We start from the raw sequence: 16,442 nt of genomic DNA, 5'->3' as shown, positions 1-16,442 counted from the left end.
TGCGGTCACGCCGGAAAACGGTTCATACCGGTGGGGATGGTGGTCGCGGCGCGCATGCGCATCCTGGCGAGCGAGCGTGAACGGTTCATCACGGCCAGGAGAGCCGCACGCGGGCGGTCGGGCAGGGGGTTGAGGTGGCCGAGTCGATAGGAGAAACGCTGGGTGTGCTGGATCACCGGCCGTTCGGCGGCCTCCCAGCGGCGCAGCCGCGTCTCCAGGTCGCCCTCGCCGAAGGTGACCGCCTCCGCGAGGCCGAGCGCGTTCATCATCGCGCAGCCGCCGCCCTGGCCCAGGTAGGGAGGCTGGGCGTGCGCGGCGTCGCCGAGCACCGAGACCACCCCGGCCGACCATCGCCTGAGCTCCAGGAACTCGAACCGGTCCCAGCGGCTTTCCGCGTCGAGACACCCGATGAGTTCCTCCAGCAGGGGGAACGACCGGAGCCAGGCGTCCTTGTCGAGCGGGACCCGCCGGGCGTGCTCGTCGCCGGTGGAGCAGACCAGCGCGACGTAGAGCCGGTCGGCGCTGGAGGGGGTGTAGAGGATCCGGCGGCTGCCGGAGAAGTACTCGATGTACTTCGCCTCGTCCGCCGGGGCGACGAAGCCGGGGCGGCGCGGGATGAGCATCCGTGCCGCGCCCTGCGGCATGCGTACCCGTCGGCGCAGCAGGCCGAGCGAGTCCCGCAGCCGCGAGTTCACCCCGTCGGCCGCGACGACCAGGTCGCTCCGCCGCCGGGTGCCGTCGGCGAACTTCACCTCGCCGTCCGGCGTCGCGGCGACCGCCGTGGAACCGGTGACGATCTCCACCCCGGCTCGGGCCGCCGCGCCCGCGAGCGCGTCGATCAGCCTCCGGCGCAGGATCGTGTAGAGCTCGGGCCCGTGCTCGCCGTTGATCGGGATGCTCTCGACGACGTGGCCGTGCCGGTCACGGCTCTCCGCGACCGGGCCGAGGTGGGCGCCCTCGACCGCCTCGTCGAACACGCCCAGGGCGCGCAGGACCGACAACCCGTTGCCCCACAGGTAGATGCCGGCGCCGATCGCTCTGATCTCCGGATCGCGCTCGTGTAACCGGACGGTCCAGCCGCGCTGCGCCAGCGCCGCCGCCGCGGTCAGCCCGCCGAGACCCGCGCCGATGACCTGGGCATGTCGTGTTGCGCTGGACACCGCTCACCTTTCTCCCGTTCTGAGCCGTTCAGGTGATGCTGTCCCCGAAACCCCGTGTCCGGCCAATGCCTAATCACGCCCGAGCTATGTCGGGATTGACCTATGCCGAGACGGTCATAGGTCGGAGCGGAACCGACATTGGTCAGCGCTCGCCCGACGAGAGACCATCGAGGGACCCCCATACCCCACGGTGGTGTTGCGGGAGTCCGCAGTCGGAACGGGCGCCATCGAACCGCCGCTGCCCCCAGTTCTCTGACCTCGGCCCGTGCGGCCGTCGAGCGATGTCAAAGCCGTCGAAGAGAGGGAGGTGCGCCATCGTCCCCGTATATGCCGAGGACCTGTACACGGAAGAGGCGATCCTCGATCCGTACCCGCACTACCGCGCGCTGCGCGACCTCGGCCCCGTGGTGTGGCTGGAACGGCACGAGGTCTACGCGCTGCCGCGCTACGCGCAGGTGCGGGCCGTACTCGGGGATGACGAGACCTTCCGCACCGGCGGCGGCGTCTCGCTCAACGAGCGCTACAACGAACTCCTGCGCGACTCCATGTTCGCCAGCGACGGTGAACGCCACACCTTCCTGCGTGGCCTCGTCGGGCACAAGCTGACGCCGAAGGCGCTGCGGCCGATGAGAGGCCGTGTCGAGGAGGCCGCCGTCGCCGCGGTGGAACGGGTGATCGCGCAAGGTTCCTTCGACTCGGTGGGCGACCTGGCCCGTGACATGGTCATGGCGATCGTGCCGGACTTCATCGGCATCCCCGAGGAGGGGCGCGAGCACCTCATCGACTGGGCCGCCGCGAACTTCAACTGTCACGGTCCGCTCAACGAGCGCGCCGAGGCCGCGCTGGCGGTCTCCGGCCGGATGGCCGAGTACGCCTCCCGGCTGGTGACCGAGCGGTCCCCGCGACCCGGTGGCCTGGCGCACTGCGTCCTGGACGCCATGGACGACGGGCGGGTCGACCGGGAACAGGCGATCTCCTTGATGATCGACTACCTTGTGCCCTCCCTGGACACCACGGTCACCGGGCTGAGCTCGGCGATCTGGCTCTTCTCCCGGCATCCCGACCAGTGGGACCTGGTCAGGAACGATCCGTCACTGGTGGCGACGGCGTTCAACGAGGTGATCCGCTTCGAGACCCCCGTCCGCCAGTTCGGCCGCCGGGTGGCGCGCGACACCGAGATCGCCGGCGTGCCGATTCCGGCCGGCGCCCAGGTGCTGGTGATGTTCGCCTCGGCCAACCGGGACGAACGGCAGTGGGAACGTCCGGAGGTTTTCGACGTGACCCGCAACCCCGTCGAGCACGTCGGCTTCGGGTACGGCGCGCACGGCTGCGCGGGGCAGGGGCTGGCCCGCCTGGAGGCGCAGGCCGTCCTGAAGGCCCTCGCCCAGCGGGTGACCAGGTTCGAGGTCTCCGGCGAGCGCAGGACCGTCAACAACCTGATGCGCGCTTTCGACACGCTGCCCACCCGGGTGATCCAAGGAGTACGTCCATGAAAGTGATCGTCGACTACGACCGGTGCGAGGGACACGGCATGTGCGAGGAGCGCGCCGGCGACATCTTCCGTCTCGACGACGCCGGTGACCTGCACTTCTCCTACGAAGGGGAGGAGATTCCCGCCAGGCGCGAGGCCGACGCGAAGGCGGCGGCCGGGGTCTGCCCGGTGGCGGCGCTGAAGATCGTGTCGTGACGGCGCTCCGACACGTCGCGATCGTCGGCGGCTCACAGGCCGGAGTGACGGCGGCCAACACGCTTCGCACCGCCGGATTCGACGGCCGCATCACCCTCTACTCCGCCGAGGAACGCCCGCCGTACAGCCGGCCGCCGCTGTCCAAGGACATCCTGCTCGGGAGAGGCGACGCCGCGTCGGCCGACTTCCACGTGGAGGAGGGCGTCGAACTGCGGCTCGGGGTGCGGGCGACCGGGCTCGACGCGCGTGCGCGGCGGCTGCGACTGTCCACCGGGGAGGAGGCCGGATACGACGGCCTGGTGATCGCCACCGGTGCACGGGCGCGCTCCCTCGCCAGGACGCCCGAGGACGCGACAGACGAGCTGCGGCTGCGGACCATGGACGACGCCCTCGACCTGCGCGAGCGGCTGAAGGGCTCCGGATCGGTCGCGGTGGCGGGAGGCGGCCCGCTCGGCATGGAGATCGCCTCCGTCTGCCGGGACCTGGGCCGCGACGTGACCGTGGTCGACTTTCTCCCGCCGATGCGCCGGCAGGTCGGCGGCTACCTGGCCGAGCTGATCACGGAGGCGGCGCGCGACACGGGCGTCCGCTTCGTCCAGACGGCCGGACCCGCGCACGTCGCCGGCCACGCGGTGGTGTCCGGCGGGCACCGGGTCGCGGCCGACGTGGTGGTCACGGCGGCGGGCGAACTCCCGAACGTCGAATGGCTGGCCGGCTCCGGTCTGATCCACGCGGACGGTCTGTTCGTCGACCACCGGCTGTGGGCGGCTCCAGGCGTCGTCGCCGCCGGAGACGTGGTGCTCCTGCCGACCCCGGCGGGGCCCGTGCGAACCCCGCTGTGGACCAACGCCCTCGACCAGGGCAAGGCCGCGGCGACGACACTGCTGACCTCGAAGTCCGCGCCCGCCTACCAGGCGCGGCCGTACTTCTGGACCGAGCAGTTCGGACTGTCCATCAAGGTGTGCGGAACCATCCCGGGCGACGCGCCACCGGTGGTCGTCACCGGTGACCGGGCCGAACGCGCACTCGTCCTACAGTGGCTGTCGGGCGGAGTGCCCGTCGCGGCGGCCACCGTCAACCACCGCATGCCCGTGGCCGGACTGCGGCGGCTGGCCACCGCGGACTCCACGCTCTCCCCCAGCAGACGAGGTAACCAATGAGTGCGAAGCGCACCGTCATCTCCGGCGGCCTGATCATCAGCATGGACCCCGAACTCGGGGACGTCACCGGCGGCGCCGTACTGATCGAGAACGACCGGATCGTCCAGGTGGCCAGGTCGGCGGACGAACTGGCGGGCGTGGACGCCGAGCGGATCGACGCCACCGATGACCCCGCCCGCATCAGAACGGCCAGTGGCGGTGACCCGAGCCCGGGCGGCTCGTCGACGCCACTGGCCGTTCGGTGACCGCTCGACCCCCGTCTACGGCGTGGACAGGGCCTCCGTCGGGGACAGACGGGAGGCGCGGACGGCCGGGTAGAGTCCGGCGACTGCGCCGATGAGGAGGGTCGCGGTGAGGCCGCCGACCGTGGCCCAGGCCGGCACGACCGAGGGCCAGCCGCTGTAGAGCGCGTATCCCATCGTCACCCCTGTCCCCAGCAGGGTGCCGCCGGCGCCGCCCAGCGCCGACAGCAGCAGGGACTCGACCAGGAACTGCGTCCTGATCTGCCCCCTGGTGGCCCCCAGCGAGCGGCGCAGCCCGATCTCGGCGCGGCGTTCCAGCACCGAGATGACCATCGTGTTGGCCACCCCGACCCCGCCCACGAGCAGCGCCACCGCGCCCACCCCCAGGAGAAGGCCGGTGAACGCCTGGCTGGTTGCCTGCTTGGCGGCCAGCGCGTCGGACGGGCGGGAGATGTCCACCTCGTTCGGCGCCTCCGGGTTGGCCGTGCCCGCCAGCACCTGGCGTACGGACTCCAGCTTGGCCTCCTCCGAACGGGTGTAGAGCGTGGTCGGGTGCCCGTCGAAGCCCAGCCGTTCCTCGGCCACCGGCCAGCCGACGAGAACCCCGCTGTCCAGCTCCGCGGCCAGCGCCACGGGCTTCAGGACGCCGACGACCGTGAAGCGGATGCCGCCGACGACAACCTGGGTGTCCGGCCCCGCCGCGCCGATGCCCAGCCGTTGGGCGGTGGACGAGCCGATCACGGCGGCGGGATAACGTTCGGTGGCCGCGTTCAGCCAGGTGCCGCTGTGCAGGGTCGCGCCCACCGTGTCGAGCAGGTCGAGGCGGGCCGCGTACGTGTTGAGCCCGCCGGTCTGGGCCTGCGGGATGTGCTCCGAGCGGTAGACCTTGGCCTCGGTGATCTTCGCGATGGACGAGGCCGACTCGACGGGCCCGATCCGCTCGATCATCGCCTCCGCGCCCTTCGGCATCTGGGCCGCCTCGCCGGTGATCGTCGAGCCCGCGGAGACGGTGAGCAGGTTCGTGCCCAGCGCGGAGAGCTGACGGTCGAGCTCGGCGCCCGAGGAGGACGAGAGCCCGACCACGCCGACCATGGCCGCGATGCCGATGGCGATGCCCAACGCCGACAGGAACACCCGCAACGGCCGGGTACGCAGGCCGACCGCGCCGACCCGCATCACGTCGCCCGGCCGCATCCGGGCCGGGGCCGGTCTGGGCCGCCGCATCTCGACGACCGCCATCACGCCACCCCTGGTTCCACGGGCTCGGGCTGCCTGGCGGAGTCGGAGACGATCTGGCCGTCACGCATGCTCACCCGCCGGGGCAGGCCGGCGGCGATCTCACGGTCGTGCGTGATGATCACGATGGTGGTGCCGCCCCCGTTCAGCTCGTGCAGCAGCTCCATCACCCCGGTGCCCGAGACGGAGTCGAGGGCACCGGTGGGCTCGTCGGCCAGGAGCAGCGGCGGATCGCCCGCCACGGCCCTGGCGATGGCCACGCGCTGCCGCTCCCCGCCCGACAGCTCGTGCGGCTCGTGGTCCATGCGGCGCTCCAGCCCCACCCGCCTGAGCGCCGCCGCCGCGCGGTGGCGCCGCTCGGCCCTGCTCAGGCCGGTGTAGACGAGGCCGTCGGCCACGTTGTCCAGCGCGGGGACCCTCGCGGCCAGGTGGAAGGACTGGAAGACAAACCCGATCGTGGTCGCGCGCAGCGCCGACAGATGGTTGTCGGACAGCTTGGAGACGTCGTAGCCGTCGATCTGGACGGTCCCCGAGGAGGGCTGGTCGAGCGTCCCGACGACATTCAGCATGGTCGACTTGCCCGATCCAGAAGGCCCGGAGATGGCGACCAACTCGCCGTGCTCGATCCGCAGCGACACCGACTTCAGGGCCGCCACCCCGCCCGAATACGTCTTGGACACGTCCGTCAGCGCGATCATGGGGTACGTCATCTCGGCATCCCCACGATCATGCCCTCGCTCAGCCCGTTTCCGGACACCTCGACCCGACCGCCGGCAAACAACCCCGTCTCAACAGCGATATAGCTGGACTTTCCGCCCTTGACGACCTCCAGGCCGAAACCGCCCTCCCGCAGTGCCACCAGCGCCGCCACCGGCACGGTCAGCACGTCCTCGCGCCGTGACGCCGTGAACGTCACGTCCACCGACGCCCTGTCCAGCCTCCCGGCCGACCTGGCTGCCCCGATCGAGACCAGCGCCTCCACGCGCGTCTCCGGCTCGGCGTTCTGCCCGTCGCCCGGCTCGATGATCGTGGCCACCTCGGTGACCTCGCCCTTCACACTCCTGCCGTCCGGCAGCGTGACCTCGACCATGGCGCCCTCCTTGGCCATCGGCTGGTCCTCGGCCGCCAACCGCACCGTGATCACCTTGGACGTGCCCGTGTACGTCAGCACCTGCTGCCCTGGCCGGGCCGGCTGACCCTCCTCCGACTCCAGGCTCTCCACCCGCACCTTGCCGGGGGTGAAGACGACCCGGCCCAGCTCGACCACGCCGGTCTCGTCCAGGCCGCGGTCCTCCTGCCACTCCCTGACGGCCACATAGGTGGCGTAGGTGTACTCCTCGTCCACCGTGAAGCCGTCGTAGCCAAGCTTGCTGAGGTTGCGCTCCAGGTTCTCGACGTCCTTGCCCTTCATGCCGATCCTGAGATCCCGGTAGGCGGGCACATTCCCGTACAGAAGCATGACCGGCTTGTCGTCCAGGCGGTACAGCGACTTGCCACGTGCGATCGTCGCGCCGCTGTCGGGCAGCCAGGTGACCGTGCCGGCCTGACGGGCCATGGCCGAGGTCACGGGACCGTAGCCGAGCTCGCCGTCGGCCTCCCTGGTGTCGTTCAGGGTCTGCCTGGTCACCGTCGTGGTGGCCGGAGGCAGGGCCGCGGCCGACTGCGTGCGGCCGGCGCCGCCCTCGAACAGGCCGACGCTGTTGACCGCGACGAACCCGCCGCCCGCCGCCGCTGCGAGCAGCAGTCCGGCCACCAGCCTGCCCCTGCCACGGCGGCGCCGCCTGGGAGGCGTGGCCCCCGGCTCCGTCCTGCCGTCGACGGTGGCCGTCGCCATCACGAACCTCCCGGGCCGGCGTCAGCCGACTCCTGCTTGCACTTCTCCTCCGCGGCCTTGAAGTCGGGGTCCTCGCCGACCTCCCGGGTGATGCGCATCATGCCGCCCTCGGGGTCGGGATAGGCCTCGACGCCGTTGTCGCGCATGCACTGGGCGAGCCTGCGCAGGTTCTCGGTCGCCTTGGGGTCATTGCGGACCTGCCGGCCGCTGGGGGCGTACCGCCTGCACGCTTCCTGAGCCGCCTCGACTTTCCCCTGCGGCGTGTCCTTGTCGAACTTCATCATCATCTTGCCGCTGGAATCGGGGTCCGGCATGTCGACGCCGTTCTCCCGCATGCACTGGGCGAACTTCAACGCCATCTCCCGTGGGTCCACGCTGGGCGGGGCGCTGTCCGCGGCCCTGTCACCGGCGCCGTCGCTCACCGAGGCCACGTCCGCGCCGCCCCCGTCGCCCGAGCCGCAGCCGGCCAGAAGCAGGGTGAGCGCGAACGGTGCCGTGACCAGCGCGCTGAGGACTCGTCGTCTCATGGGAGCTCTTCTTGTCGAATGAACCGTCGGATGAACTGTTCGAGGGTTGGGGCCGGACGCGTTCGGCATCTCCGCTGCACGGCTCATCTCGTCGTGATCCTCTCTGCGGGAACGTTGAGAGGGATCACATCTACCGACCGGCGCCTATCGGCGGGCGATCGGCGGACCATACGTGGTCCATATGCGGGCGTTGCGATACTGCCCGGATGCGTGTGCTCCTGGTCGAAGACGAGCAGCCCCTCGCCGGATACATCCAGGCGGGGCTGCGCAAGCACGGCTTCACCGTCGACGTGGCCCTGGACGGCCGCAGCGCGCTGGACAAGTGCGAGCTCACTCCGTACGAGGTGGTGGTCCTGGACCGGGACCTGCCCATCGTGCACGGCGACTCCGTCTGCCGTCGGCTCGCCCAGCGAGGCGAGTCGCGGGTGCTGATGCTGACCGCCTCCGACGCCGTGGAGGACCGGGTCGGCGGACTGATGCTGGGAGCGGACGACTATCTCGGCAAGCCGTTCGCCTTCTCCGAGCTGGTCGCCCGGGTTCACGCCCTGGTACGGCGCAGCGCACCGGCCCGTCCGCCGGTGCTGCGCACCGGCGGGGTGAGCCTGGATCCGGCCCGGCGCAGCGCCGAGCGGGACGGCAGGCTGCTGCGCCTGACCCCCAAGGAGTTCGGCGTGCTGGAGCAGCTGCTGGCCGCCGACGGCGACGTGATCAGCGCGGAGACGCTGCTGGAGAGGGTGTGGGACGAGCACGCCGACCCGTTCACCAACGCGGTCCGGATCACCGTCGGCACGCTGCGCCGCAAGCTCGGCGACCCGCCGCTGATCGAGACCGTCATCGGCGCCGGTTACCGGATCGGCCCGTGAGGCTGACCGCCCGGGCCCGGCTCGCCATCTTGCAGACCGCCCTCGTGCTGGCCGCGGGGGCCGCGCTGACCGGACTGACCTACCTGTTGACGAGGCGGCGCCCGGCGTTCTTCACCCGACTGGTCTCGCCCGGGCCCAACCCGCGGGGCGTGTTCCAGCCGGTGCCGCTGTGGCCACAGCCGCAGGACCTGCTCTATCTCGCCGACCAGGTACAGGCCGACACTCTGGCCGCGCTCCTGCCCCAGGCCGGCCTGGCGCTCGTCACGGTGACCGCCCTGGCCGCCGTACTGAGCTGGCTGGTGGCCGGCCGGGTACTGCGACCGATCCGTGTCATCTCCGTCGCCGCCCGGCGGCTGTCGGCCGAGAACCTCACCGAGCGGGTCCCGGTCACCGCCCCGGCCGACGAATTGTCGGCGCTGGCCTGCACGGTCAACGACATGCTGGACCGCATCCAGCGCGGCGTCGCCGAGCGAGACCAGATCCTGGACAGCCAGCGGCTGTTCACCGCCAACGCCGCCCACGAGCTGCGCACCCCGCTGACCACAGCCCGTACCGCCATCGACGTCACCCTGGACGGCCACCCCAGCCGTGACGAGCTGCTCACCATGGCCGGCGACGTCCGCGACGCCGTCACACACATGCAGCGCGTCCTGGACGGGCTGCTTCTCCTGGCACGCAGCCAGGCCGGTCTTACAGCGCGGCAACCAGCCGACCTCGCCGCCATCGCGGCCACGGCCCTCGACGCCGCCCAAGGGCGAGCGGCGGTCGCCGACGTCACAGTACGGCCCCGGCTCCGGCCGGCACCGGTCACCGGCGAACCAGTCCTGCTGGAACGAATGATCGGCAACCTGATCGATAACGCGATCCGCTACAACCAGGCGGGCGGGCACCTGGCCATCGACACGGACACCGCGGGTGGATGTGCCGTCCTGCGGATCTCCAACACCGGCCGGGAGATCCCGCCCGAGGCGGCGGAGACGCTACTGGAACCGTTCGTGCACGGGCAAGACCCCCGAGTCCGCACCGACGGCCTGGGACTGGGACTGACAATCGTCCGCGCGATCACCCTCGCCCACCGGGGACGCATCGCGATCAGCGCCCGCTCCGGCGGTGGCCTCGACATCACCGTCGACCTCCCGCACGACCCGACGGCCACGGAGATCGGCCGTCACGACGACGCGACGCGGTCGCCGCTCACGCCTGGCGTCCACCACGCGCGCGGCAGAGCCAAGAGCCGTCCTGTCGAACGAGCGCACCGGCACCTGCCGGATGCGGGACGCCCCCGGCGGTGGCCTGGCTCAAGGAGACGACGCTGAGTGTCTCCTGCCGGGTGGTGGGGCATGACGAGCATTCGAGCTGTGGAGCGGCTGTCGTGACTTTCCGTTCGAACGCGCCTCGCCGAAGGGGTCACGGCTGACACTTCACCGGCTGTTCCGGTGCGGCTCCTGCGCGGTGATGACCTCGCCGTCGCGCGGCAGTGATCCTCTGAACGTCACGGGCACCGCGTTGGCGTGCTCGACGTCGCGATTGTCGATCGCCTGGACGTGGACGTGGGGCTCGGTGCTGTTGCCGGAGTTCCCGCAGCGGCCGAGCACGTCGCCGACGTGCACTCGTTGCCCGGGCCGGACCTCGACGCCGCCGTGTCGGAGGTGGCAGAGGGCGACCACGACGTCCGCGTGCTCGATCAGCACATGGTTTCCGGCGAGTGCCACCCAGCCTGCGGCGGCTCGCCGGCGCTGGCTCAGGGCGTAGCCGATCGAGGGCAGGCCACGATACGCCGGGTGGTCAGGCTCGGTGTCGTGCACGGCCAGGACGACACCCGCGACGGGTGCCAGGATCGGGCGTCCGAAGCCGGGGAACCTCTCGGGTGGTTCCGGGCGTACGAGAGAGCCGAACGTGATCGGTGCCGTGCGCCCGGCGCCGCCGACGGGCACGAAGTCGATCGCGTAGGACGTGGCGAACAGAGTTGTCCCGTGGCTGGGCACCCGGTTGGCGGGGCTGTTCTGGACCAGCCAACGGCCGGTGAACGGGTAGTCCAGATCGATGGAAGCGGCCACGCGGTTCCTCTCTCTGACCTGACGCGAGCCCGTGAACGCGAACGAGCGGGTGTTCTCATTCTCCCACCGTGACGGCAACGGCAGGGGAAGCGGTCAGATCGTGACCGCTTCCTGCGGCATGACGACCTTCATGCCGAAATCCTCAGCACGGCCGCCGGTGTTGCCGTCGCCACTCCAAGCCCGCTTCCAGTTTCGGCGGTGTCGCGAAAGTGTCGTTCCCGCTAATTGAAACAGTCCTGCTTGTTGAGCGAGATACTGTAATCGGCGACCTTGCCGCGCGTGATGTCGAACAAGTAGTAGGCCTTCTTGTTGCCGGGGACCGTGATCGAGTAGAAGCCCTGGAAGGTTTTCTCGATGTGCGGGTAGGCCGCCTTCAACTGCTTGGCGGTGGAGCCGATCTTGATGCCTTCCGGGGTTGTCATGCCCTTCGCGGCGAAGATGGCGGCCAGTCCCACCTTCGACGAGATATAGACGCCAACCGAGTCCTTGGGGGTCGGAAACCGCTTCAGGTCCCAGCCGGAGCAGCCGTCGTTGCTCGGGGCGCCCGGCGTCTTCTTGACGACCTTCCTCGTCGCCTTGGCCTGCTTGACGGTCATGCCGAGCTTGACGGCGCCATAACCGTAGGGGCCCAGCGTCGGCTTGGCCTGGGCGTTCGCCGCGGTGGCGCCGGAGACCAGCAGTGAGCCGACGAGGAGCGAGGCCCCGATCACCGTTTTCATCATGTTCTGTCTGACTGCGAAACGCCGGTAAAGGTTTTGGGTAGAGCTACCTTTCCTCCGGTGGCGCCGATCCGAGCCAGGGGCCGGAAAATTTGATGTCATGAGGATTCCTCCGTGCATCAGGGGTGGATGAGACCGTCGTCCATAGGCGCCGCCCGGTAGAGCCGCAGATGATTACCGTCGCTGCGGAGTTTCCTCTGGCCAGGGCGTTGACATGTCAAGCATTCTGAGAGGCGCCTCCGAGGAGGGTCGATTTTTGGCGGCAGCCCGGTATCGGCCGGGCATAAACAACACATCGGGGCGCGGGCGACGCGTACGCGGACGGTGTTTCCCATGGCGCTGTCCTCCGAACTACCGATGGCCGCGATCCGGTTTCGCGGCCGACCGTGGTTGTCGGCCGCTGATGAGAAAGGTAGGAACACAGGCCCCCGCCCCGAATCACCCCGTGGTGGACATTCCGTGTAGCTCGCACGAGGGACAAGCGCGACAACGGCGTGGGGACCGTAGGCCGGCTGATCGCCGGATTTTCCCTCTCGTCGTCACCTTCATGGCATCATGCTGCGCCATGGATTATCAGGGGCGGTTTCGTCGTGCAGCGCTCGCCTTGAACGTCCCAGAGGACGAGATCAGCAGATTCGTCAAGCACCTCCGGTTGTCGATCGGGTTGTGCGGAGGCTCCGGCGGTGTTCCGGTCGGGCGGTTCGGCGGATCGCCCCGACTGCCGGTGGGCCGGGACCGGCCGTCCCACCGGGGCAGCCGGTTGCCGTTCGTCTTCTCCGTCGACTGCGCGAAGCTGCCGAAGGTCGACGGCTCGCTGCTGTTCTTCCTCGACCATGAGAACGACTACGAGGCCGGCAGGGTGGAAGGAGATCGGGGATACGCGTGCGTCGTGTACGTACCGGTCGGCACCGATACCGCGGTCGCAGAATCACCCGACTCCGAGTTCGTCGGCAAACAGTACGACCTCAGCGCCACACTCCTGGCAGAGCCGCCCGACTGGTTCCCGCCACACGACGAGGACGAGGAGGACCTGTCACCCTTCCAGCGGCAGTCGGCCCGTGACCTGGAGCGTGACATGCCGCACCTGGACGAACTCCGCGCTGTGGCCTACGACCTCTGGCCGCCCGACGAAGGGCTCGCCAGCACCTGTATCGGCGGGTATGTCGACGACGAGGTGATCACGAGCATCGCGGAGCAGACCCTCGCGGGGCGTGAGAAGGCCGGCGAGATCGTCATCCCGATGGCGAAATGGTATTCCCATGTGGAGGAGGAGAAACACCGGCTGACAAGTGAGTGGATGTCGCTCGCCTTTTTTCCCGTGGCCGATGGGTTTTATTCCGGGAGTTTTGTGATCCGCTACGACGACCTGGCCGCCGGCCGGCTGGACAAGGCGTATTCCGTGACCGAGTTCAGCGAGTAGAACCCCGGCGCCCATCGCGATGGTCGGCCGGCCACCCCTGCTGAGCTTCGGGGTGCCTTGGAACTCGGTGACACGAGTTTTAACGACACCTCCTGTAGGGAGGAGACACCTGAGGTGCCGTACCGGCTGATAACCTTTGAGGTCAACTGGCTTATATGGTCTCTCTAGTCCAGAACCTGATCCTATAGGCATTTTTCAACCTGACGGTGCCGGTCAGCGCGGGTGCAGGGAATTGGGGGGGAGATGAGTCCCCCGGCAAGACAGCAGTCGCCCCAGATCCGACACCCCAACCGGGAGCCTCGTCGCTGTCTATCCCGCCGCGATCGCGCTGTCCAACCGCGCTCTTGTCCGCCTGGCCGACCTGATCCGCGCTCACCACGCCGAACGGTGCTCCCGGTGGCGCCGGGGGAAGGCCGCAGCCGCCGCTCCCTGCCGTGTGGCGCGGGATCCGCTGGGGATGCGCGCCGTCTGCGGCGGCGTCGGAGGCCGCCGAGGGGCGTTGTTGTCCCCCATACGAGCTACTGGTGATTGTCCACCTGGTGGGGACGATCCCGGCGCGCCGGATGCCTAGCGTTTCCCGGTGTAGCGGCGGAGCCCCGCCGTGTGACCCGCACGTGAGGGAGTCGTCATGCGGTTGTTGAAACAGTTCGTGCCGGTCGCGGTGGTCGCCTTCGGCGGTAATGCGATCATGGGCGTGGTGCAGGGCAGTCCACTTCTCACCCTGCTCTTCGGCGTTGCGATGGCCGCACTCGCCGTGTTCGTCTACGCGCGGACGGTGCGGTGGTCCGAGGGCCGCACACCGGCTGAGGTGGCGACGCAGGGAGCCGCCGGCACCGTCGCGAAGGGGGCGCTGATCGGTGTCGCGCTGTTCGCGGCAGTCATCGTGAGCATCGCCGTCGTGGGCGGCTACCGGATCGACGGTCTGGGTTCACCGGCGGCTGCGGTCGGGCTGCTGGGCGTCATGGCCGCCGTCGCGGTGAACGAGGAGCTGTTGTTTCGCGGCATCCTGTTCAGGATCGTCGAAGAACGCGTCGGTACGTGGCTGGCGCTGGTGCCGACCAGTCTGCTGTTCGGCCTGTCGCACCTGTTGAACCCGCATGCCAGCCTGTGGGGTGCGATCGCCATCGCGATCGAGGCGGGCAGCATGCTCGCCGCGGCCTACGCCGCCACGCGCACTCTGTGGGTGCCGATCGGTGTGCACTTCGGTTGGAATTTCGCGGTGGCCGGCATCTTCGGCGCCGAGGTGTCGGGCGGCGGCGTGGCGCAGGGGTTGCTGCGTGGTGTGACGTCGGGTCCCGCTGCGCTGACGGGCGGTGCGTTCGGTCCGGAGGCGAGCCTGTTCGCGGTGGTGGCCGGCCTGCTGCTGACGGTCGTGTTCATGCGACTGGCCCGTCGGCGCGGAAACGTGGTCCCGTTCCGGCGCGGCGCGGACGCTACGCTCGCACGGTGATCGATCTGCGGCGGATCATGGAGCTGTGGCGGCGGTGTGACGTCGTGATCCGGGATTCGGTGTTCGGGCTGCTGGTCGCCGTCGCGTCGCTACTACCGGCCCTGCACGGCAAGGGGACGCAGGTCGGTGACCTGCCGATGGGCCCTTTCGACGGGCCGGCCTTGGTGGCGATCGCCCTGCAGTGCCTTGCGCTCGCCGTGCGTCGACGGTGGCCGGCGATGTGCCTGGTTCTGGTGTCGCTCGGTTTCGTCCTCGACCAGGTACGCGCCTACCACGTGTTCGCGAGCAACGCGATGCCCATCGCGCTCATCAGTGCGGGCGCGCACATGGAGCGGTACCGGCGCGTCACGGTGGTCGTGCTGTCCATGGCGTATGTCGCGCTGGCGCTGGTGCTGGACCGGTTGGGCGGGACCGAGAGGGTGGAGGGTTATGTGGCGTTCTACCTGGCGCTGACGCTGGCGTGGGGCACGGGGGCGTGGTTGCGCTCGTCTCGCGCGGCCGAGGCCGAACGCCGTCGCCATGCCGCCGAGGCCACCCGTGCCGCCGAGCGTACGCGGATCGCCCGCGAGCTCCATGACGTGGTGACGCACCATGTGACGGCGATGGTCGTGCAGGCCGAGGCCGCGCGTTATCTGACCGAGGCTCCCGACCGCCTTGACGCGGCGCTGGGTACCGTCACCGACACCGGTCGGCGGGCCATCTCCGATCTGCGCCACATGCTCGACCTGCTCAAGGCCGATCATGACAGTGAGGTCGGGGTGCCTTCCGCGGGTGAGCTGGGCACGCTCGTGGAGCAGACCCGTCAGGCCGGGCAGCCGGTGGAGTTCACCGAGGAGGGCAGCGCGGCGGAATCGGCGGGCAGTGCCGAGTTCGTGGCCTACAGGGTTGTGCAGGAGGCCCTGACGAACGCGCTCAAATACGCCTACGGCAGCCGTACCGTGGTTGCGGTGCGCTACGGGGAGGAGATCGGCGTGGAGGTGAGCACCGACGGTTCGGGCTCGCGGACCGGTTCCCCCGGTGGTAGCGGGAGAGGACTGGCCGGGCTCCGCGAGCGGGTCAACGCCTTGGGCGGTGAGTTCAGCGCGGGTCGGCGGACGGGTGGCGGCTTCGTGGTGCGGGCCCGCATCCCGGCGGGGCGTCCGTCGTGACGGCGCCGCTTCGCGTGCTGGTCTGCGACGACCAGGCGCTGATCCGCACCGGTTTCGCGACGATCATCGATGCTCAGCCCGACCTTGAGGTGGTGGGCGAGTGCGGCGACGGCCGTACCGGGGTCGATCTGGCCCGGCGGCTGCGTCCGGACATCGTGGTGATGGACGTGCGGATGCCGGTGCTGGACGGCATCGAGGCGACTCGCAGGCTGGCCGGCGCCGGGGTGGCCGATCCCGTCAAGGTGCTCGTGGTGACGACGTTCAACCTGGACGAGTACGTCTATGAGGCGTTGCGGGCCGGGGCAAGCGGGTTCCTGCTGAAGGACGCGCCGCCGGCGCAGTTGCTGCACGGTATCCGCACCGTCGCGACGGGTGCGGCCCTGTTGGCGCCGGAGGTGACGCGGCAGCTCGTCGGCAGGTACGCGGCGCGCATCCGTCCCGTCAGAGGAACGGAGAACGATGTCCCGTTGACTCCGCGTGAGCTGGAGGTACTGCGCTTGATCGCCGATGGCCTGTCCAACGGCGAGATCGCCGCCGCGCTGGTGATCAGCCAGGAGACCGTCAAGACGTACGTGTCGCGCATTCTCACCAAGCTCGATCTGCGCGATCGCGTGCAGGTGGTGGTCTACGCCTACCGCCGGGGCCTGGTGACCTGAGGGGCGCTGCGCGACCCGGTCTGCAGGGTCAGCAGGGCGCTGAAGTGCGGGCTGAGCGTCAGCCAGTCAATGTCGTCCCGGCTGAGCTGCCCGCGCAGCTGGCTACGGGCCTCGGTCACCCACGACAGGTACTGCCCGTGCAACTCGGCGACTGAGGACGGGCTGTGCGCGAGGTTGACGGCGGTCGTGTGCACGTGACGCAGAGCCGCCAGCACGTTGGACCGGTCGGCGTTCGCGTCAAGGGTGATCAGCATGCAACCCAGCGTGCCCGACTACGGCGGCC

The 16,442-nt window shown here is 69.8% G+C and carries 18 protein-coding genes; 10 read left to right on the top strand and 8 right to left on the bottom strand.

The features are described from left to right. Positions 1-5: 5 nt before the first annotated feature. A complete protein-coding gene (locus tag ACFOYY_RS22260; protein ID WP_386191555.1) occupies positions 6-1,160 on the bottom strand; it encodes an FAD-dependent oxidoreductase in 1,155 nt (384 codons plus the stop codon). Between the two features lie 281 nt (positions 1,161-1,441). On the opposite strand from ACFOYY_RS22260, the gene ACFOYY_RS22255 reads away from it, so the two are divergent. Genes ACFOYY_RS22255 through ACFOYY_RS22240 form a run of 4 tightly spaced genes read left to right on the top strand, consistent with a single transcriptional unit; the run spans position 1,442 to position 4,252 of the window. Next, entirely contained in the window at positions 1,442-2,653 is a 1,212-nt protein-coding gene (locus tag ACFOYY_RS22255; RefSeq protein ID WP_386191552.1) for a cytochrome P450, read from the top strand. Beyond that, positions 2,650-2,847 carry a ferredoxin gene (locus tag ACFOYY_RS22250; protein WP_352014927.1) on the top strand — a complete coding sequence of 66 codons (198 nt, stop codon included), beginning with the start codon at positions 2,650-2,652 and terminating at the stop codon, positions 2,845-2,847. Before ACFOYY_RS22255 ends, ACFOYY_RS22250 begins: the two co-directional genes overlap by 4 nt. Beyond that, positions 2,844-4,007, top strand: coding sequence for an NAD(P)/FAD-dependent oxidoreductase (locus ACFOYY_RS22245; protein ID WP_386191549.1), 1,164 nt, complete (start codon positions 2,844-2,846; stop codon positions 4,005-4,007). The genes ACFOYY_RS22250 and ACFOYY_RS22245 overlap by 4 nt, the downstream gene beginning before the upstream one ends. Then, entirely contained in the window at positions 4,004-4,252 is a 249-nt protein-coding gene (locus ACFOYY_RS22240) for a hypothetical protein (protein WP_386191546.1), read from the top strand. The genes ACFOYY_RS22245 and ACFOYY_RS22240 overlap by 4 nt, the downstream gene beginning before the upstream one ends. A gap of 15 nt (positions 4,253-4,267) precedes the next feature. Here the strand turns inward: ACFOYY_RS22240 and ACFOYY_RS22235 are convergent, their stop codons facing one another. The 4 genes from ACFOYY_RS22235 to ACFOYY_RS22220 are packed head-to-tail and all read right to left on the bottom strand — an operon-like array spanning position 4,268 to position 7,846. Then, the gene (locus tag ACFOYY_RS22235; protein WP_386191543.1) at positions 4,268-5,488 is read right to left on the bottom strand and encodes an ABC transporter permease; all 1,221 of its coding nucleotides are present in this window, start codon (positions 5,486-5,488) and stop codon (positions 4,268-4,270) included. Continuing rightward, positions 5,488-6,195, bottom strand: coding sequence for an ABC transporter ATP-binding protein (locus tag ACFOYY_RS22230; RefSeq protein WP_386191541.1), 708 nt, complete (start codon positions 6,193-6,195; stop codon positions 5,488-5,490). Before ACFOYY_RS22230 ends, ACFOYY_RS22235 begins: the two co-directional genes overlap by 1 nt. Then, positions 6,192-7,319, bottom strand: a complete 1,128-nt coding sequence (locus tag ACFOYY_RS22225; RefSeq protein ID WP_386191538.1) for a peptidoglycan-binding protein — start codon at positions 7,317-7,319, stop codon at positions 6,192-6,194. The genes ACFOYY_RS22230 and ACFOYY_RS22225 overlap by 4 nt, the downstream gene beginning before the upstream one ends. After that, positions 7,319-7,846, bottom strand: a complete 528-nt coding sequence (locus ACFOYY_RS22220) for a hypothetical protein (protein ID WP_386191536.1) — start codon at positions 7,844-7,846, stop codon at positions 7,319-7,321. Before ACFOYY_RS22220 ends, ACFOYY_RS22225 begins: the two co-directional genes overlap by 1 nt. A gap of 206 nt (positions 7,847-8,052) precedes the next feature. On the opposite strand from ACFOYY_RS22220, the gene ACFOYY_RS22215 reads away from it, so the two are divergent. Then, the gene (locus ACFOYY_RS22215; RefSeq protein WP_386191533.1) at positions 8,053-8,709 is read left to right on the top strand and encodes a response regulator transcription factor; all 657 of its coding nucleotides are present in this window, start codon (positions 8,053-8,055) and stop codon (positions 8,707-8,709) included. Further along, positions 8,706-10,025: a sensor histidine kinase gene (locus ACFOYY_RS22210; RefSeq protein ID WP_386191530.1), complete on the top strand. Its 1,320-nt coding sequence runs from the start codon at positions 8,706-8,708 to the stop codon at positions 10,023-10,025. The genes ACFOYY_RS22215 and ACFOYY_RS22210 overlap by 4 nt, the downstream gene beginning before the upstream one ends. Positions 10,026-10,130: 105 nt before the next feature. On the opposite strand, the gene ACFOYY_RS22205 is transcribed toward ACFOYY_RS22210, so the two are convergent. Then, positions 10,131-10,766, bottom strand: coding sequence for a M23 family metallopeptidase (locus ACFOYY_RS22205; protein ID WP_386191527.1), 636 nt, complete (start codon positions 10,764-10,766; stop codon positions 10,131-10,133). A 221-nt stretch (positions 10,767-10,987) separates the two neighbouring features. Then, positions 10,988-11,485 carry a hypothetical protein gene (locus tag ACFOYY_RS22200; RefSeq protein ID WP_386191524.1) on the bottom strand — a complete coding sequence of 166 codons (498 nt, stop codon included), beginning with the start codon at positions 11,483-11,485 and terminating at the stop codon, positions 10,988-10,990. Positions 11,486-12,050: 565 nt separating this feature from the next. Between ACFOYY_RS22200 and ACFOYY_RS22195 the strand changes: the two genes are divergently transcribed. From ACFOYY_RS22195 to ACFOYY_RS22180, 4 genes are all read left to right on the top strand, one after another. Then, positions 12,051-12,905: a DUF1963 domain-containing protein gene (locus ACFOYY_RS22195; RefSeq protein ID WP_386191521.1), complete on the top strand. Its 855-nt coding sequence runs from the start codon at positions 12,051-12,053 to the stop codon at positions 12,903-12,905. Between the two features lie 628 nt (positions 12,906-13,533). After that, positions 13,534-14,355: a CPBP family intramembrane glutamic endopeptidase gene (locus ACFOYY_RS22190; protein ID WP_352016588.1), complete on the top strand. Its 822-nt coding sequence runs from the start codon at positions 13,534-13,536 to the stop codon at positions 14,353-14,355. After that, on the top strand, positions 14,352-15,503 hold the full coding sequence (locus tag ACFOYY_RS22185; RefSeq protein ID WP_386191517.1) for a sensor histidine kinase: 1,152 nt from the start codon (positions 14,352-14,354) through the stop codon (positions 15,501-15,503). The genes ACFOYY_RS22190 and ACFOYY_RS22185 overlap by 4 nt, the downstream gene beginning before the upstream one ends. Continuing rightward, a complete protein-coding gene (locus ACFOYY_RS22180) occupies positions 15,500-16,159 on the top strand; it encodes a response regulator (RefSeq protein ID WP_386191514.1) in 660 nt (219 codons plus the stop codon). Before ACFOYY_RS22185 ends, ACFOYY_RS22180 begins: the two co-directional genes overlap by 4 nt. Here ACFOYY_RS22180 and ACFOYY_RS22175 read toward each other — a convergent pair. Beyond that, positions 16,135-16,413: a hypothetical protein gene (locus tag ACFOYY_RS22175; protein ID WP_386191511.1), complete on the bottom strand. Its 279-nt coding sequence runs from the start codon at positions 16,411-16,413 to the stop codon at positions 16,135-16,137. The genes ACFOYY_RS22180 and ACFOYY_RS22175 overlap by 25 nt on opposite strands. Positions 16,414-16,442: the final 29 nt, after the last annotated feature.

Origin of the sequence: Streptosporangium jomthongense (genome assembly GCF_042650425.1) — a bacterium.
Classification (GTDB): domain Bacteria; phylum Actinomycetota; class Actinomycetes; order Streptosporangiales; family Streptosporangiaceae; genus Streptosporangium.
Note: the sequence above shows the minus strand (reverse complement) of the source record. Positions and strands in the feature narration are given on the sequence as shown.

Bases quoted from the DNA above. Each gene is read 5' to 3' on its own strand.
- ACFOYY_RS22255 (WP_386191552.1), top strand. From the start codon at position 1,442: ATGTCAAAGCCGTCGAAGAGAGGGAGGTGCGCCATCGTCCCCGTATAT.
- ACFOYY_RS22250 (WP_352014927.1), top strand. From the start codon at position 2,650: ATGAAAGTGATCGTCGACTACGACCGGTGCGAGGGACACGGCATGTGC.
- ACFOYY_RS22240 (WP_386191546.1), top strand. From the start codon at position 4,004: ATGAGTGCGAAGCGCACCGTCATCTCCGGCGGCCTGATCATCAGCATG.
- ACFOYY_RS22235 (WP_386191543.1), bottom strand. From the start codon at position 5,488: ATGGCGGTCGTCGAGATGCGGCGGCCCAGACCGGCCCCGGCCCGGATG.
- ACFOYY_RS22230 (WP_386191541.1), bottom strand. From the start codon at position 6,195: ATGACGTACCCCATGATCGCGCTGACGGACGTGTCCAAGACGTATTCG.
- ACFOYY_RS22225 (WP_386191538.1), bottom strand. From the start codon at position 7,319: ATGGCGACGGCCACCGTCGACGGCAGGACGGAGCCGGGGGCCACGCCT.
- ACFOYY_RS22220 (WP_386191536.1), bottom strand. From the start codon at position 7,846: ATGAGACGACGAGTCCTCAGCGCGCTGGTCACGGCACCGTTCGCGCTC.
- ACFOYY_RS22215 (WP_386191533.1), top strand. From the start codon at position 8,053: ATGCGTGTGCTCCTGGTCGAAGACGAGCAGCCCCTCGCCGGATACATC.
- ACFOYY_RS22200 (WP_386191524.1), bottom strand. From the start codon at position 11,485: ATGAAAACGGTGATCGGGGCCTCGCTCCTCGTCGGCTCACTGCTGGTC.
- ACFOYY_RS22195 (WP_386191521.1), top strand. From the start codon at position 12,051: ATGGATTATCAGGGGCGGTTTCGTCGTGCAGCGCTCGCCTTGAACGTC.
- ACFOYY_RS22190 (WP_352016588.1), top strand. From the start codon at position 13,534: ATGCGGTTGTTGAAACAGTTCGTGCCGGTCGCGGTGGTCGCCTTCGGC.
- ACFOYY_RS22175 (WP_386191511.1), bottom strand. From the start codon at position 16,413: ATGCTGATCACCCTTGACGCGAACGCCGACCGGTCCAACGTGCTGGCG.